The 15,470-nt window shown below is 59.2% G+C and carries 13 protein-coding genes; 11 read left to right on the top strand and 2 right to left on the bottom strand.

The features are described 5' to 3' along the window. Positions 1–35 precede the first annotated feature (35 nt). The 6 genes from PBR20603_RS21700 (at position 36) to PBR20603_RS21675 (ending at position 7,243) form a co-directional block, all read left to right on the top strand. Positions 36–1,187, top strand: coding sequence for a porin (locus tag PBR20603_RS21700; protein ID WP_246174918.1), 1,152 nt, complete (start codon positions 36–38; stop codon positions 1,185–1,187). Positions 1,188–1,247: 60 nt separating this feature from the next. Further along, positions 1,248–2,936: a thiamine pyrophosphate-dependent enzyme gene (locus PBR20603_RS21695; protein ID WP_150561523.1), complete on the top strand. Its 1,689-nt coding sequence runs from the start codon at positions 1,248–1,250 to the stop codon at positions 2,934–2,936. A gap of 2 nt (positions 2,937–2,938) precedes the next feature. Further along, on the top strand, positions 2,939–4,237 hold the full coding sequence (locus PBR20603_RS21690) for a protoporphyrinogen/coproporphyrinogen oxidase (RefSeq protein WP_174978017.1): 1,299 nt from the start codon (positions 2,939–2,941) through the stop codon (positions 4,235–4,237). 257 nt (positions 4,238–4,494) lie between these two features. Then, the gene (locus PBR20603_RS21685) at positions 4,495–5,493 is read left to right on the top strand and encodes an ABC transporter substrate-binding protein (protein WP_246174917.1); all 999 of its coding nucleotides are present in this window, start codon (positions 4,495–4,497) and stop codon (positions 5,491–5,493) included. A 50-nt stretch (positions 5,494–5,543) separates the two neighbouring features. Then, complete coding sequence (locus PBR20603_RS21680) at positions 5,544–6,332, top strand: ABC transporter ATP-binding protein (protein WP_150561571.1); 789 nt, start codon at positions 5,544–5,546, stop codon at positions 6,330–6,332. After that, positions 6,332–7,243 (top strand): ABC transporter permease, encoded by a 912-nt coding sequence (locus PBR20603_RS21675; RefSeq protein WP_150561520.1) that lies wholly within the window; start codon positions 6,332–6,334, stop codon positions 7,241–7,243. The genes PBR20603_RS21680 and PBR20603_RS21675 overlap by 1 nt, the downstream gene beginning before the upstream one ends. Positions 7,244–7,339: 96 nt before the next feature. Here PBR20603_RS21675 and PBR20603_RS21670 read toward each other — a convergent pair whose 3' ends face one another. Then, positions 7,340–7,912, bottom strand: coding sequence for a UbiX family flavin prenyltransferase (locus PBR20603_RS21670; protein ID WP_150561519.1), 573 nt, complete (start codon positions 7,910–7,912; stop codon positions 7,340–7,342). After that, entirely contained in the window at positions 7,909–9,255 is a 1,347-nt protein-coding gene (locus PBR20603_RS21665; protein ID WP_150561518.1) for a UbiD family decarboxylase, read from the bottom strand. Before PBR20603_RS21665 ends, PBR20603_RS21670 begins: the two co-directional genes overlap by 4 nt. 393 nt (positions 9,256–9,648) lie before the next feature. Between PBR20603_RS21665 and PBR20603_RS21660 the strand changes: the two genes are divergently transcribed. The 5 genes from PBR20603_RS21660 to PBR20603_RS21640 all read left to right on the top strand — a co-directional run bounded on the left by PBR20603_RS21660 (position 9,649) and on the right by PBR20603_RS21640 (position 15,408). Beyond that, on the top strand, positions 9,649–10,689 hold the full coding sequence (locus tag PBR20603_RS21660; RefSeq protein WP_246174916.1) for a helix-turn-helix transcriptional regulator: 1,041 nt from the start codon (positions 9,649–9,651) through the stop codon (positions 10,687–10,689). A gap of 264 nt (positions 10,690–10,953) precedes the next feature. Continuing rightward, the gene (locus PBR20603_RS21655; RefSeq protein WP_150561516.1) at positions 10,954–12,381 is read left to right on the top strand and encodes an aldehyde dehydrogenase family protein; all 1,428 of its coding nucleotides are present in this window, start codon (positions 10,954–10,956) and stop codon (positions 12,379–12,381) included. A 628-nt stretch (positions 12,382–13,009) separates the two neighbouring features. After that, positions 13,010–13,783: a secretin and TonB N-terminal domain-containing protein gene (locus PBR20603_RS21650; RefSeq protein WP_150561515.1), complete on the top strand. Its 774-nt coding sequence runs from the start codon at positions 13,010–13,012 to the stop codon at positions 13,781–13,783. After that, the gene (locus PBR20603_RS21645; RefSeq protein ID WP_246174914.1) at positions 13,783–14,295 is read left to right on the top strand and encodes an RNA polymerase sigma factor; all 513 of its coding nucleotides are present in this window, start codon (positions 13,783–13,785) and stop codon (positions 14,293–14,295) included. Before PBR20603_RS21650 ends, PBR20603_RS21645 begins: the two co-directional genes overlap by 1 nt. Before the next feature lie 117 nt (positions 14,296–14,412). Then, the gene (locus tag PBR20603_RS21640) at positions 14,413–15,408 is read left to right on the top strand and encodes a FecR family protein (RefSeq protein WP_150561513.1); all 996 of its coding nucleotides are present in this window, start codon (positions 14,413–14,415) and stop codon (positions 15,406–15,408) included. Positions 15,409–15,470: the final 62 nt, after the last annotated feature.

Below are 15,470 nucleotides of genomic sequence, written 5' to 3'. Positions count from 1 at the left end.
ATCGTCTCTCACTTCTGTCAATCACGAGATCGACCATGAAAAAATACCTCTATTCGCTGGTGCCGTTGATGTTGCCTCTTGTTCTTTGCTCGCCCGCTCAGGCTCAGCAGAGTAGCGTCACGTTATATGGTGTGCTGATGGGTGGGGTTATCTACGCCAACAATTCGCTGGGCGGGAAATCCGTTGGTCCGGCTAACGGTCCGAGCCGATGGGGATTCAAAGGTGCGGAGGATCTTGGCGGCGGTACCCGGGCGATCTTCACGCTTGAGGGCGGTTTCAATCCGAATACCGGCGCTTCGGCACAAGGTGGCCGCGAGTTCGGGCGGCAGGCATTCGTCGGTTTGCAAAATGAACGATGGGGCACCCTGACGACGGGGCGTCAATATGACTTGACGCAGGACTGGCTGGCTCAATATTCGGCGCCCGTGCGTTGGAACGGGTATACGGCGCACGTGGGCGACAACGACAACTTCAACTACCAATTCCGCGCCAACAATACGCTCAAGTACGTGTCGCCACGATTAGCTGGCGTTCAATTTGGCGCAATGTACAGTTTTGGCGGGCAAGCCGGGAGCTTCAACAATCAGAGCGGGGTGAGTTTTGGCGCGAACTACGTCGGTGGCCCAGTTTCCGTGTCTGCGGCGTATATGCGCTTGAATCGGCCATCGACAGCGGCTAGCGAGGGGATTTGGAACACGGCGTTGTTCCCGTCGATTTCGGCTCAGTCGCCGACGCTATCGTATAGCGTATCCCCGGCGAGCATGGAGATTTGGGGCGCGGGTGGTTCGTACGCATTCAGTGACTCGACGAATGCAGCCTTGATCTGGTCTCACAGCCGATATGAAAATCTGGGCGTCACGCAACTGGGGCTGGGCAGCGCACGAGCCGACTTTGACAATATCGAGGCAAACGTTAGTCATTTCCTGACCCTCGCCAATCAGATCAACTTCGCCTACACATATACACGAGGGAAGATCTCCGTTACCGGCTTTACGCCGCAGTACCATCAGTTCAGCCTCATCGACAACTACTTTCTCTCGAAACGAACCGCCTTGTTCGTCGTCGGGATTTTCCAACTGGCCGCGGGTGATGCCAAGCACGCCAATATCGAATATGCGTCCAGTGGCGGGGCGTCTACCACGACCCGGCAAGTTGCTGTCACTGCGGGCATCTTTCATCGCTTTTGAACGCCATGGGAGTGCGGTACCGATTGCGCCGCACTCCATCAATATTTGGAGGGCCGTTTCATGACGAACCCGCGCTCGGGCGCTGACATCCTTGCCGATACTCTGGCCGAACTCGGCGTGCGCGTGGTCACTCACGTACCGGGGGAGGGCATTCTCGAGATCCTCGACGCATTGGCGTCTCGCACGCCACAAATTCGGCTGGCCAGTTTTCGGCACGAAGCCGGCATGGCATTCGCCGCTCAGGCAATAGGGCAACTCAGCGGCATGCCTGGGGTTTGTCTGGCGGCTCGCGCCCCAGGGGCATTGAATACCTGCCTGGCGCTGCACACAGCCGATACCGACAGCGCACCGATGATTCTGATTGTCGGTCAGGCGTCCACCGACGCCGCTGAGCGCGAAGCGTTTCTGGGTAACGAGTTTCATGCGGTGTTCGGTCCGCTCGCCAAGTGGGTCGCTCAAATTCCGGATGCGGCTCGCATTCCCGAGTTCGTAAGCCGTGCCTGGCACACCGCCATCAGCGGAAAACCTGGGCCCGTCGTGCTGATCCTTCCTGAGGACGTGGCATTGCAGCAGAGGGTGGCACCTTCACTCTGCGCACCACAACGTGCCGGAACCTCCATCGACATGGGAGATGCGCATGCAATCGCCGAAGCGTTGAGTCGCTCGGTGCGTCCGATCTTGTGGGTTGGCGGAACAGGCTGGTCACCGCAGGGGCTCGGGGATTTGGTCAAGGTGGCAGAGCGGTATCAAGTCCCGGTTGTCACCTCGTATCGCCGTCGCGATCTGATGGACAATGCGCACCCCCATTTCTGCGGAGAAATTGGTATCGGCGTCTCCGCAGGGCTTGCACGTCGTTTCGCAGAGGCAGACCTTGTGTTGGTTCTCGGTGCGCGGATGGGCGAGCTCAATACATTTGGCGCAGATGTTTTCAAGGGGTTTTCGCTTCTGCGGCCCCCGAAGCCGTCTTGCAAGCTGATTCATGTTCACCCTGGTCAGGGGGAGCTCAACAATGCCTACCAAGCGGATCTTGCGATATGTGCCCGACCTGAACCGGTACTCGCGGCGCTCGCTCTCCTTGCCGACGATCGGCGAACGCACGACGCTACCTGCACTGCAACTTCAGATGCGCCGGGAACTGCGCGATTGGCCTGGGTCGAGTCCTGCCGCCGAGACCGGGAGCAGTTCGTGGTCACGGGCGCGTGTCCAGGTCCTGTCGACCTGCGTGCAATCTACGCCCACCTTCGAGAGACACTACCGGACGACACGGTTGTGACGTCCGGTGCGGGCGCCTATGCCATGTGGCCGCAACGCTATTTCCCACATCGGTTGCCAAACACTCAACTCGGTCCTAAGAGTGGTGCGATGGGATATGGGTTGGCTGCTGCGATTGGCGCGGCGTTGCATGGCGGCTGCGACAGGCCGGTCGCAATTGCCGGAGACGGGTGCTTTCTCATGCATGGGGAAGAACTGGAGTCCGCTGTGAGATTAGGGCTGCGTTTGCTCGTGCTGGTGGCGAACAATCGCTCATATGGCGCCATTCGCGCTTCGCAACAACGGATGTTCGGCCGAGAGGTGGGCACGCGTCTGGGGAGCGTCGACTTTGTTTCTTATGCGGTCTCGTTCGGCGCCAGGGCATGGCGCGTTACCACGACCGATGAGTTTGCGCCTGCACTCGACGCCGCACTTTCTCACGATGGCGCTTCGCTGATCGAACTCGTGCTTCCCGATACATTGACTAAGCCTGTCTGACCGTGACTTCCACCATCGTTATCGGCGCCGGCATTGCCGGATTGAGTGCGGCCTGGGAATTGCAGGCCGCTGGGGTTTCTGTACGTGTCATCGAAGCGGCTCCCGTGGTGGGAGGGCGCATGGGGGATCGATTCGAGAATGGCATCGCGTACAACAGCGGTGCAAGGCTGATCTATCCCTTCAGCCGGGATCTCCATCGAATCATCGAGGCTGCGGGGGTTACGTCTTCACTCGTGCCGCTAAAGCGCCTGAGCGCACTTTGCTCGAGCCTTGACGGACCGTACTCCATCGAGCTCATGCCCTCGTGGAAAGCGCTGTTGACTCCGGGCTTGCCGCTCGGTGAGCGGTGCCGCTTGATACTCGCTGCGCTCGCCCTGCGCACGCGTCGGCGGCGGGCCGATCCGGATTGGGCAGTGTCCGCACTGGAGTGGGACCACATAACGCTTGCCGAGTGCATACGAAAGGAGATCGGGGACGGTGTTCTCAAACGCTTGATCGAACCGGTATTTCGCGGCACACGCAGCTTTGATGCCGATGCTATCTCGGCGTTGTTTTATCAAAGCACGATGCCTCATTTGGTAGGTGAAGACACTGTCTTCACGTTTGCCGGGGGTATGGGGCAACTGTGTAACGCGTTGGCCGACCGGTTGCCGGTGCAGACAAGTGTCGCGGTGACGGCCGTCGAGCAACATGACGATCAATGTGTTGTGACGCTGGCCGATGGACGCGAGCTTTCAGCGGATTATGTGGTGATCGCAACAGAAGGGGCACGAATTGCGCCTTTGCTTGTTCACCCCTCATTGGAAGAGAGCGAAATGCTTGCGGCGATTCGCTATAACGCGTTGGGCATCGTTCATTTTGCCGTCGCCGGATCGCTTGAACCATGCATCGAATTTGCCATGCGCGACTCGCCTACCCGTATCGCAACGTATCAGCAACTCGATGCTGCGCCCCAACAGGGACGCCCGAATTCACAGGTCTATTGCCAACTGACGCCGGAGGCCATTCGGCAAGTGCAGGAGCAGTGCGCTACCGATCGCCTTGATGAGTGGGTCATCGATGAAGTCAGGGCACGCATCCCTGATTTTGATCGGCGGCGCCTGTCGACATTGAACCAATGGATTCCGCACAAGATTCCTATCTTCTATCCAGGTTACGGAAGTACTCTTCGCCGCTTCCTCGATTGGCAGGATGCGGGGAAGTCGCGCATACGCTACTGCGGGGATTGGGTTTCTCAAGCCTTACTGGGCGGCGCCTGTGCAAGCGGCGTTCGGGTGGCGGCTCAAATTGCTGGCAAATGAGGCCAGCTAGGTCGGCCGATTAGCGTATGACGGCAGCTTTTAGTGGAAAAGATTGGGAGAGACGCCACAAAAGTTAGGTTTTCGGTACAGACGCGGCCTCCAATATGTTCGCTGCCATGTTCGGTGCTAAAAAGACGGTCAGACGTTTGCACCGTTTCGGCTGAGATGGGACAAAGATTCCCCGGAATTCCCTGGATTCATAAAGAGCGCGCTCTCGATACCACCGAGCCCGACGCGCCGCACTGGAGATGTCAGGCATGAGAGCAATATCCCGCAGGACGCTTCTTTCTCTTGCGATTGTCGCGGCCCTGGGTACGGGCCTGTCAGGCGAGGCGACGTCACAAACCGCCACGGCGCAGACGGTAATCGGCATTGCCAACCTGGGGCCTCATCCGTCGCTCACACGAACGATCGCCGGATTCAAGGAGGAGATGGCAAAGGCTGGCTACATCGATGGGAAGAACACCAGTTACGTCTACAGCGACGCGAACTTCACGCAAGCATTAATGCCGCAAATGTTCGCTCAGATTCTGACAAAGAAACCGGCCCTTATCTTGACGTTGACAACGTCGGTATCGCAGGTCGCTCGTTCTGCCGTTCCAGACCGACGCATCCCATTGATCTTCGCCGAAGTTACCGATCCTGTCGTCGCAGGTCTTGTACCGAATTGGACGCACGGAGGCGATCGCTTTACCGGCGCGTCGGATCTCCAGGACTTCGACGCCATGCTGGTGTTTGCGAAGCGCTTGTTCCCCGGATTGACGTCATTCGGTGTGTTGTATAGCCCGGGCGAGGCGAACGATGTCGTGACAAACCAAGCGCTTGAAGCTGCGGCCGAGCGCGCCGGGCTCACATTCAAGGCGGTGAGCGTAGAGGCCGTGAACGATCTGGCACAGCGCGCACAACTGCTCAAGGGCGTTGGATTCGTTTATCTCACCGGGTCGAATCTTGTGCAATCCGCGATTCCGAGCGTTGCGGCATCGATGGCACGTTTGCGCGTGCCGATCATCAGTTCCGAAACCGAGGCGATCAAGCAGGGCATGGCGACTGCTTCATTTGCAGTGTCGCTCGAATCGGTTGGCGCTAACGCGGCGCGTCTTGCCGTACGCGCCCTCAAGGGAGAGCCGACGAATTTGCTGCCAGTGGTCAAGCCTGCGTCAAGCGATTACGTCACGTCGATAAGCCGGCGTGAGTTTGCCAAACTCGGGCTGCAGATCCCGTCATCCTTCGAGAGTTGCCAATGCTTTATCAACTGAATCTAAAACGTAATCGGGCAGGAGAGAACGTGAATCAAGACGCATTGCCCATGCTGTCGGTCTCCGGAGTCAGCAAGACGTTTCACGCGGGCACGGTCGATGAGCGCATTGCGCTGACCGATGTGTCGCTGGAGCTCAACGCAGGCGACTTCGCCGTTGTCGTCGGCGGCAACGGCGCCGGTAAATCGACATTGCTAAATCTACTCGCGGGCGAAGTCGAGTCGGATACCGGAACGATCAGTGTCAACGGGCGCGATGTGACATCGCTACCCACGCACCGGCGAGCCGAGTTTATTGCTCGTGTGTTTCAGGACCCATCCGTGGGTACCGCAGCGGCTTTGAGTCTTGAGGAGAACCTCGCGGTGGCAGCACTTCGCGGACAGCGTCGCACTTTCGGCAGAGGACTTACCAGCAAGCAAATGAGCGACTTCGAGGTGCGCATCGCTTCGTTCAATCTCGGGCTGGAAAAGCGGCTGAAAGCGAAAGCGTCGCTGCTCTCGGGCGGGCAGCGGCAGGCACTGTCGCTTCTCATGGCTGTGCTGCGTCGCCCCCAATTGCTGTTGCTCGACGAGCATACCGCTGCGCTTGACCCGCGCACCGCAGAGATCGTCATGCGGGTAACGGAGCAGGTGGTCCGTGAACACCAACTGACTACGCTCATGGTCACGCATAACATGCAACATGCGTTGGACTATGGCAACCGACTGATCATGATGTCGGATGGGCAAGTCGTGGGCAATTTGACGGGAGAAGCAAAGCGCCGCATGACGATGGAAAAGCTGATAGCAACGTTTCACGAAACTGCTGAGCAGGAGGCGCCGCAAACGGCGAATATCTGATGAATTTGATTTCGGGATTTCTCGACCTGGTTCCTGTGGGAATTCTCCAGGGGCTTACGTACGCGCTGATTGCCATTGCGATCATGATTCCGTTCCGGATATTGAATTTTGCGGACATGACCGGCGAAGGGTCGTTCCCCTTCGGAGCATGCGTTTGCGCGAAGTTCCTCATGCTGGGACTCGACCCCGTAACGTCGCTGCTAGCCGGGGCATTGGCCGGCTTTCTGGCCGGTCTGCTCACGGGGTTTATTCACGAGAAGGTGAAGATAAACACGCTGCTGTGCGGCATTCTCGTGCTCTCGATGCTCTACTCTGTCGATATTCGGGTGATGGGGCAACCCAATGCGGCATTGTTCACCTTCGCGAGCATCTTCTCCGCTCTCCCCGGTGATGGCGGCGGCTATCTGCCGAGGACTGTGATGCTCGGTGCAATTGATATTGCGATCGCGGGGCTGGTGATCTGGTTTCTCGGGACCCAGCATGGCATGGCGATGCGAGCAATTGGATCGAGTGCGGCGATGGCGAAGGCCCAGGGCATAAACGTGAAAGTCTATACGTTGTGTGGTCTCGGTCTGGCGAATCTGTTTGCCTCGATGGGAGGGGCGGTGCTCGCGCAAAACCAAGGCTTTGCCGACGTGAATATGGGATTCGGGGTGCTGGTCAATGGATTGGCGGCGCTGCTTCTCGGTGAAGCGCTTATCGGGAATCGGTCAATGACCCGACAGGTAATTGCCCCCGTGATTGGATCGATCGTCTACTTTCAGTTGATCTCCATCGTCCTGACATTGGGTTTCCAGCCGTCGGATCTCAAGCTCGTCACTGCCGTTTTCGTATTGGCGACCCTGCTGGCCATGGCTGCACGTAAGCGCAAGGGCACGCCGTCGCGCAAGCTCAAGCCTGTGACGCCCTGACACCTTGACGCATGGTGGTATCGCGGGAAACCGCATTCGCGAGAAGTCCGAGGGTTACGCCGCCCGGTTTCCAAACTAGCCGGGCGGCGTTTTTTTCTAGCGAGTGAATCCGTTCCAGCGGGAGTAGGCGTCTTCGGCGTTGAGACCAAACTGGTCCAGCATTCGGTTGACCGTGTACCCGACCATATCCTCCACCGTTCTTGGCTTCGCGTAGAACGCGGGCAAAGGCGGCATCACCACTCCCCCCATCTGTGTGATCATCGTCATGTTCTGCAGATGTGCCAGCGTTAGTGGCGTTTCGCGCGCGAGCATCAGGAGCTTGCGCCGTTCCTTTAATGTCACATCTGCGGCGCGCGTGATCAGGTTATCGTCGAAGCCATGAGCAACGGCCGCCAGTGTTTTCATCGAACACGGTGCGATGGCCATGCCGTCGTGTACGAAAGATCCGCTTGCAAGCGTTGCGCCGACGTCGTTGATATCGTGCATGACGCTCGCGGCATGCTTCATGTCCGCTTTGCTGAGATTCATCTCGTCATGCAGTGTCATCCATCCGGCACGAGAGACCACCAGATGCGATTCGACCTCTCTCTCACGCAGCGCGGCGAGTAGGCGTACGCCATAGATGGCGCCAGTGGCGCCGGTTATCGCAACAACGATTCTGCGTGTCATTGCGCCAGCCCTTCGCCGGCCAATTGCGGCAAGTAATCGAGCAGATCGAGCGTTGTCGTACCGGGAATTGACTTGCGTTCGAACTCGGCCTCACGTCCCCACGGTTTCGTGGCGTCAATGGCAAGCCGTCCCCAGTGGTCCTTATGCGGGTCGCGATAGAAACCCGGCACGTTGGGAAGAACCAATGTACGGGTGTCTGCCCGTCCTCGGGTGAGAAAAGCCCATATGACCTCGTCGAGGTTGTAGATGTCAATGTCCTTATCGACGACGATACACAGCTTGCTGTAATCGAGGTGTGCACCCATGGCCGCCAATAGAACGTGTTGTGCATGCCCGTCATATTGCTTGTCGATCTTGATGATCGTGTTCATTACTGTCGGCTGGCATGACACGTCAATGACGCCCCGAACTTGCGAGGCGACCGATTTGTAGATCCGCGCAGCGGTGGCCGCTTCCAATGGCCTGAGGTCCTCGTTCGAGCCGCATATCAGACCATGGAACACCGCGTTCCTGCGCCAGCCCACATGAGTGACTTCAAAAACGTGGTTGTCGCCGACGTCGACGTAGTAACCCATGAACTCACCGAACGGGCCTTCCGGGCGTCTCACGTTGGGCAGGATGCGACCTTCGATCACGATGTCTGCCGCGACGGGCACGTCGAGGCTGATCGAGTGTCCGCGCCGCATGGCGATTGGCCCACCCCGCATCGCCGACGCCAGTGCGATCTCGTCGCCATCGGGGGGTAACGATACGCATGCCGCCATAAAGAGTTCGGGGGCTGCGCTGATCAGAATGGCGGCTTCCAATGCTTCGCCGCGTGCCTCGGCGGCGTGCTGGTAGCGGGCAAGATCGTGTGAGCTACCGAGTCTGACGCGCAGCTCGGTGTCGGATATGACCATCGAACGATGAAACGATAGATTCGGAATGCCGGTGTTCGGGTCTTTGGCCAGGAATAGCCCAGAGGTGATGTAAGGCGCGCCGTCGCGTTCGTGGTACGTGAGAATCGGGAGGTCCGAGAGCTTGCCCGTTTCCCAGTCGTCGGGTTGCGTCACGAATTCGACGGATTTCTCCAGCGTTGAGGCAAGCGTGATCTCCTTGTCGAGACGCGCGCAAAACGTTTCGTCCTCGGCGCATCGAATGATCTCGCGAAGCCGCTGATGATCGCTGTACAGATTCATCACTACCGGCATCGCCGAGCCTAGTACCCGTTTGAATAGAACCGGCCGGTTGGTAACCGTTTGGAGGCGACGGGCCACCGCTGCGGCTTCGAAGCGCGGATCCACCTCGCGTTCGACGGTCAGAAGTTCGCCGCGTGAGTGCAGCCTGGCGAGGAAGTGTCTCATGCAAAAGCCTCAATAGCGTTATGGAAACGGTTGCCAGCGCACTGGCGCGCTGCTGGCAGCCATTCGTCTGAAGACAGGGGGTATGCCGAACCGTATTGCGCTTGTTCGAGGCACGTCTGAGATATATCGCAGGGCAGGAGAGGGGATGTTGGGGATGTGTGTGCAGAGTTAGGGATCGCGATTTTTTTACGATTCCGGCAATCGAATTCGAGGGAATCTGGGGGGAACCAGAGTATCGATCTGCCAATAGCCCCTTCTATAATTGGTGAACGTGTTACGGACTGGCAGGGACCTATGACTCACGTACAGATATCTGTTTCCCCCCCCGAGGCCATTGCGACATCGCCGAGCTCAGGGTTGTTTCGTACGGCGCTTGCTGGCACGGGTTCCCGCTTGACGGAAGCGTTTCATCGGGTGCGGGCGGCCTCTGATTGTGTGGTTGCGCCTGAATTGGGTCTCTATGGCCGTACCGTGCAGGTGCCAGGGGAGGCCGAGGAGGGCACCTGGAAGATGATTTGCGTGCGGGACGAGATATTTATCGTGGTGTCGGATTGCCACTATGCTCACGCCCGTTCGGAAATGGTCCCGCCGGAGGGGTTTGTGGAGTTCCACTATCTCGTATCCGGACCGGCGGAAGTGGATCTCAGCGAGACGGGACACGTTCATGTGAGCGCGCCCAACCTGATGATTTGCTATCAGGGCGCTGATTTGCGATATCAGGTCACGTGCGCTGCGGGTGTCTGGCGTGCGATTGGTATGTACGTGTCGCGTAAATACTTCGATAAGGTCTTACGTTCGTTAGGAGAGGAAGCCGACGGCATTCGATCGAAACTTGCTTCGGTGACCAGCGACCAGATCTATCACTCTCAAATGCGGTTGAGCATGGAAGCGCTCCATGTCGTGGAGCATTTGCTGGCGAGTCCCTATCACGGTGTTCGGGAGTTGATTTACGTGGAAGCGAAGTGCGCAGAAATCCTCTGCGCGAGTATCGGAATGTGGGTTGGCAGCCTCGACGTGAGCCAGTCAGGCGAGATATTGTCGTCACGCGATTTGCGCCTGATCGGACGCGCACGCGAGCTTATCGTGGCTGATCTTCAGAAGACGATGACGATTCCTGAGTTGGCGCGCGCCGTAGGGACAAATGCTTCCAAACTGAAGCGTGGCTTCAAGTTCCTTTACGGGGTAACGATTTTCGAATACAGCCAACGGTGCCGTATGCATGAAGCCCTCAGATTGCTGGTGCAAGAGCGCTTACCGGTCGGACAGGTAGCGTTGGCAGTGGGTTATCAGCATCAGACGAGTTTCACCACCTCGTTTCGCGATTTTTTCGGCTTCTCTCCCAAGGACGCTCGCCGTCTCAACGGCTCGGAGGGCACCACTTCTGTCCGGGAGGTTTCAGACGAAGACAACGTTCCCGAGCGCCCCATCGGCTAACGACGTTGCCTCTGCGAAAAGCAATCTAATTGGCACAGAAGAGAATACGACATTGGCGCATGAGCGGCGCGCGGTCACCGATCGCATCGGCAATGCGAAGTATTCGACTCACGCACTTAGAAATAGGAAATCGGTCCCTTCGCCATCTCCCTTGTTTTTTACCTGCTGATTGCCTTGTTACGATTAAAGGAAGGTTTGCCGTGCCGATGCCGAGAGCTTCGCGCCGAGCATGCTTCTTCTGAAATTTGCTTAAATGAGGCGATCATGTCAGCAATGGAAGTTCGCAATCCGCGGACGGGACAATATGACTATTCCTTTTACGCTGCAACGGCTGAGGAAGTCGGCAAAATGGCCGATCGTGCGCGCGCGGCGCAGCGACAATGGGCCGAACGTGGTCTTGAGTATCGCACGCAAGTTCTGATGGCTTGGGCCGATGCGCTGAAAACGCAAGGGGCCGATATTGTGGCTGCACTGTCGGTCGATACGGCCCGCACGCGTATCTCCGAGGAAGAACTCGACGCTGTCATTCATTTCATCCATGGATTTTGTGAGGCGGCGCCCGAGGTGCTTGCGACGCCCTTTCGCAAGGTCGCCTCGCACCCGGATGTGGTTTTCAAGGTGACTTACGTTCCCTATTCGCTCGTAGGTGTCATCAGCCCGTGGAACTTCCCGCTGGTTCTCTCGTTTATCGATGCGATTCCGGCGTTGGTGGCCGGTGCGGCGGTCATTATCAAACCGAGCGAAGTCACGCCACGATTCGTAGAACCGCTTCGCAAGACAATTGAAGCTGTTCCGGGACTGAAAGACATACTGCAGCTGGTTCAAGGCGGCGCCAGTACTGGGCAGGCTTTGGTAGCCAAGGCCGACGCGGTAGTGTTTACGGGCAGCATTCCGACCGGACGAAAAATCGCTGTCGCGGCGGCTGAGGCGTTCATTCCTGCGTTTCTGGAGCTTGGGGGCAAGGATGCTGCGGTCGTGCTCGAGGGCGCGGATGTGGAGCGCGCTGCCACCAGCATCTTGCGCTCGGCACTCTACAACTCGGGGCAGGTGTGTTACGCCATCGAACGAGTCTACGCGCACGCTTCGCTGCATGATCGGCTGGTCGAGGCGATGGTTCGCCAGGCTGCGACACTAAAGCGTAGTCTGGCGGCGGGGGATGGTGGGCACTACGGTCCGATGATCTTCTCGCGGCAGGGCGCGATCATCGATGCGCAACTCGATGATGCCGTGGCCAAAGGCGCCCGCATCGTATCGGGTGGCAAGAGTCAGACGGTCGACGGTGCCGTTTGGATTGATCCGACCATTGTGGTCGGTGTGAGTCACGAAATGACGTTGATGACGGAAGAAACATTCGGTCCGATCGTGCCGGTGATGAAGTTCTCATCGGAGGACGAAGCCGAACGCCTGATGAACGACAGTCAATTCGGGTTGTCTGGTGCGGTATTCGGTCCTGACTCTCATGTCGCAGGGAATTTTGCTCTGAAAATGGAGGCCGGCGGGGTAAGTATCAACGACACCGAGTTGCCGCGCGTGATGATGTTCGATGGTGAAAAGACGGCGTTCAAGCAATCGGGCATGGGCGGATCTCGATACGGCGCGACCAGTCTGCTGCGATATGTGCGCAAGCGGGCATTGCTCGCCAACGAAGGTGCTGTTCCTCCGCTGTCAAAATTGGAAGAGACACCGTTATAAGGCGGGTTTCCGAGCTCAATATTGATGCCTGTCGAGGACGGCTGATTGCAGAAGATCTGCAACAGGCCGTCCTTTGAGTTCTCGCTGTACACCTTGATGCATCAACGTTGAGAAATTGTCCCGCGGTGAACTCAAGTGATAAGTGTGCGTAAGTACACCCTCTCCCGCCACCCGTTGCTTTGGCGCCTGCCAAGCGGCGCATCGTTCATCCTGAACGATAGAAAAAGCCCGCACATGGCGGGCTTCAGGCTGATGGTCACCAGAGGTGTCATCAGCCTCCACGACTTTACGTCGTAGTGTCGCTGGTTGCGACGCAATGCCAGGTTAGAACCGTTGAGGCAAGCGCAGCGTGCCGGCCTGGAATCGTTCGTAATTGCCGTGCCGATCCCCGCCTGAACCGGGGAGTTCACCGCGCAATCGTCGGCGCGAGTGCATATGTGCTGCCTCCGCCGCAGACCTCCCCCGAAAGGCGGTCGCACGCTGTAACAAAATTGTCGCACGCCGATGTCATCATCCGTACTTTCCAGAGTTGCGTGCTGCATAGGTGACTGGCGCATGCCGTGGGGTGCGCGCCGAAGCCGGCGGCTGGCCTGACGCGCTGTCATTTCGGAAGCCGGGAGCATGCATCTTGCGTCTGTACTTGCTTGGTTTGAGCCGATATGGGGTGCTAGTACTGGTGCTAAGCGCGGGGGTGTCGCCCGCACGAGGTACGCCAGCCGATGCCCTCGCCGGTTCTGACGGCGAGTCCGCACGGCCCACGGTGCCAGCGATACCCGCGCAACAGACGCCGGGGCCCGGTGCCGAGCCCAAGTCGTTTTTCTTCGATATCCCTGCGCAGCCACTGGCCGATGCTTTGCAACGTTACGCCATGATCTCCGGCCGTCCCGCTCTCTTTAGCAGTGCTCAGGTGGCCGGCCTCACCTCGTCGCCCGTGCGCGGCGACTTCCCGGCCGACACCGCGCTGGAGCGCCTGCTGGCCGGTACGGGGCTCGTCCTCCAGCAAGCACGCTCGGGTCCCGCCGAAGCGTTCGTGCTCAAAGCCTCGACAACCGGCCCGCTACCGCCGGGCGACGACGCACCCGCCAGTGTCTACGCCGGCCGTGTACAGGCAGGTGTCTGGGCTGCCCTTTGTGCCGATGCGCTCACCCGGCCGGGCCAATACCGAACGCTGCTGCGTTTCGAGATCGACGCGACCGGCGCTCTGCGCCAGGCGCGTCTACTGACATCGACCGGTGAGCGGCGCCGTGACGCGGCCGTGCTGCGTGTGCTGGCGAGTGTTCACGTCGACGGCGCGCCGCCCCGGGATCTGGCTCAACCGCTGACGATGGTGTTGCTGCCACGCGACCCGCGCCGCCCCGATACGTCTGCCGTGTGCCGGTCGCCGGGCAAGGATGGTCATTGATGACGGAGAACGTCGGACCACTGCCCGAGTACCTCACCCGGCACTACCACAACCTGAAGCGCCGTCTCACGCGCCTGCTCGGCAATAGCGATCTGGCGGGCGACGCCTTGCACGACGCCTGGGTCAAGTTGCAAACGCAGGAACGGGGAGCGGCCGAGGCGGTGCAGAGCCCGGGCAGCTATCTGGTGCGAGTGGCCGTCAACATCGCGCTCGATGCGCAGCGCAAGCATAGTCGCTCGCTCTCATTCGACGAGGTGGATGCGTTGATTCATCTGTCCGACACGGCGCCAGGCCCGGCGCGCGTTGCGGAAGACCGCTCCGAACTCGAAGCCGTCCTGCATTTGATGGAGCGCATGCCTGAGCGGCGCCGTCAAGTACTGCTGCTGGTCAGATGGGAAGGGTTGCCTCAAAAAGCCGTGGCGGAGCGCTTGGGGGTGTCGCTGCGCGTTGTCGAGAACGAGTTGCGCCGTGCGCACGATTATCTGGATGAGAAACTGAAAGTCGAAAAATAGTTGAGGGATTTGTGCGATGCCGTTCGTCCATGCACTGGCGGCATCCGAAGATGCGCGGTTCCGCGATATCGATACCGCTTGATTGCCTGCCTTTGGCAGGGTTCCCATTTTGATGCAATGAATACACGCGACACTTATCCGGCTTCCTCTTCGGACGACCTGCAACGGCAGGCGCGCGTCTGGTTGCGGCTGCTGGATTCCGGTGACGTGACCGAAGTCGATGCGCACGCCTTTCGGCGCTGGCTCGACACGAGCGCCGATCACACGCTCGCGTTCAACGAGGTGAAGCGCCGCTGGGCGACGTTGCACACGGCAAGCGCCCAGTATGTCGCACGGCATCCGGATTCGATGCCGGCGCCGGTCCGTCCAGCGGGGCGGTATCGCTCGGCCGGACGCCGGGCGTTCATCGGTGGCGCACTGACGGTGGGCGCGGCGGCAGCCGTCGCTGGTTTCTATCCGGATGTGCTCCGGCGCACCATGCCGGACGCATGGGGCGCCGACGAGCGCACGGCCGTCGGCGAGCAACGCACGCTGACGCTGGCGGCACAGACTGTCGTCACCCTCAACACGCAGACCAGCATCCGGCAAAGCGTGAAGAACGGCAGGACCGTGAGCATGACGCTGCTCTCCGGCGAGGCCGCTGTCGATCTCGGGGGCGAGGCTCAGGCGTTCACGGTGTCTGCTGGCGTGGGCAGCGCCCGCGCGCACGGCGGACGCTTCGAAGTGCGTTATCTCGATGGCAAAGCCTGCGTCACGTGCATCGATGGCTCGGTCCAGGTCTCGCATCCATCCGGCAAACGTTCCCTGCAGGCCCGCCAGCAGGTGGCCTACAACGACCATGTGCTAAGCGATGTCGGCAACGTGAACGCGCATGCCGTGGCCGCATGGCGTCGTGGTGAACTGGTGTTCGACCAGATTCGCCTTGTCGATGTTGTCGCCGAGATCAATCGCTATCGTTCGGGGCGCGTCGTTCTCGTGAATGACGCGGCCCGGAATCAGCGTGTGACGGGCCGCTTTCGCATCGCTTCACTCGACGCGGCATTGTCGCAACTGGAGAGCACATTCGATCTGAATGCCAGGTCCTTGCCGGGAGGTCTGCTGATTCTGAGCTGACGGTCTCGCGTGCGCAAGTGCTGCAATCCGGCTTCGTGTATTGCGGAGTGCTGATCGATTGA

It is taken from the genome of Pandoraea bronchicola (assembly GCF_902459805.1).
Taxonomy (GTDB): Bacteria; Pseudomonadota; Gammaproteobacteria; order Burkholderiales; family Burkholderiaceae; genus Pandoraea; species Pandoraea bronchicola.
This window is presented reverse-complemented; position numbering and strand designations above follow the sequence as displayed.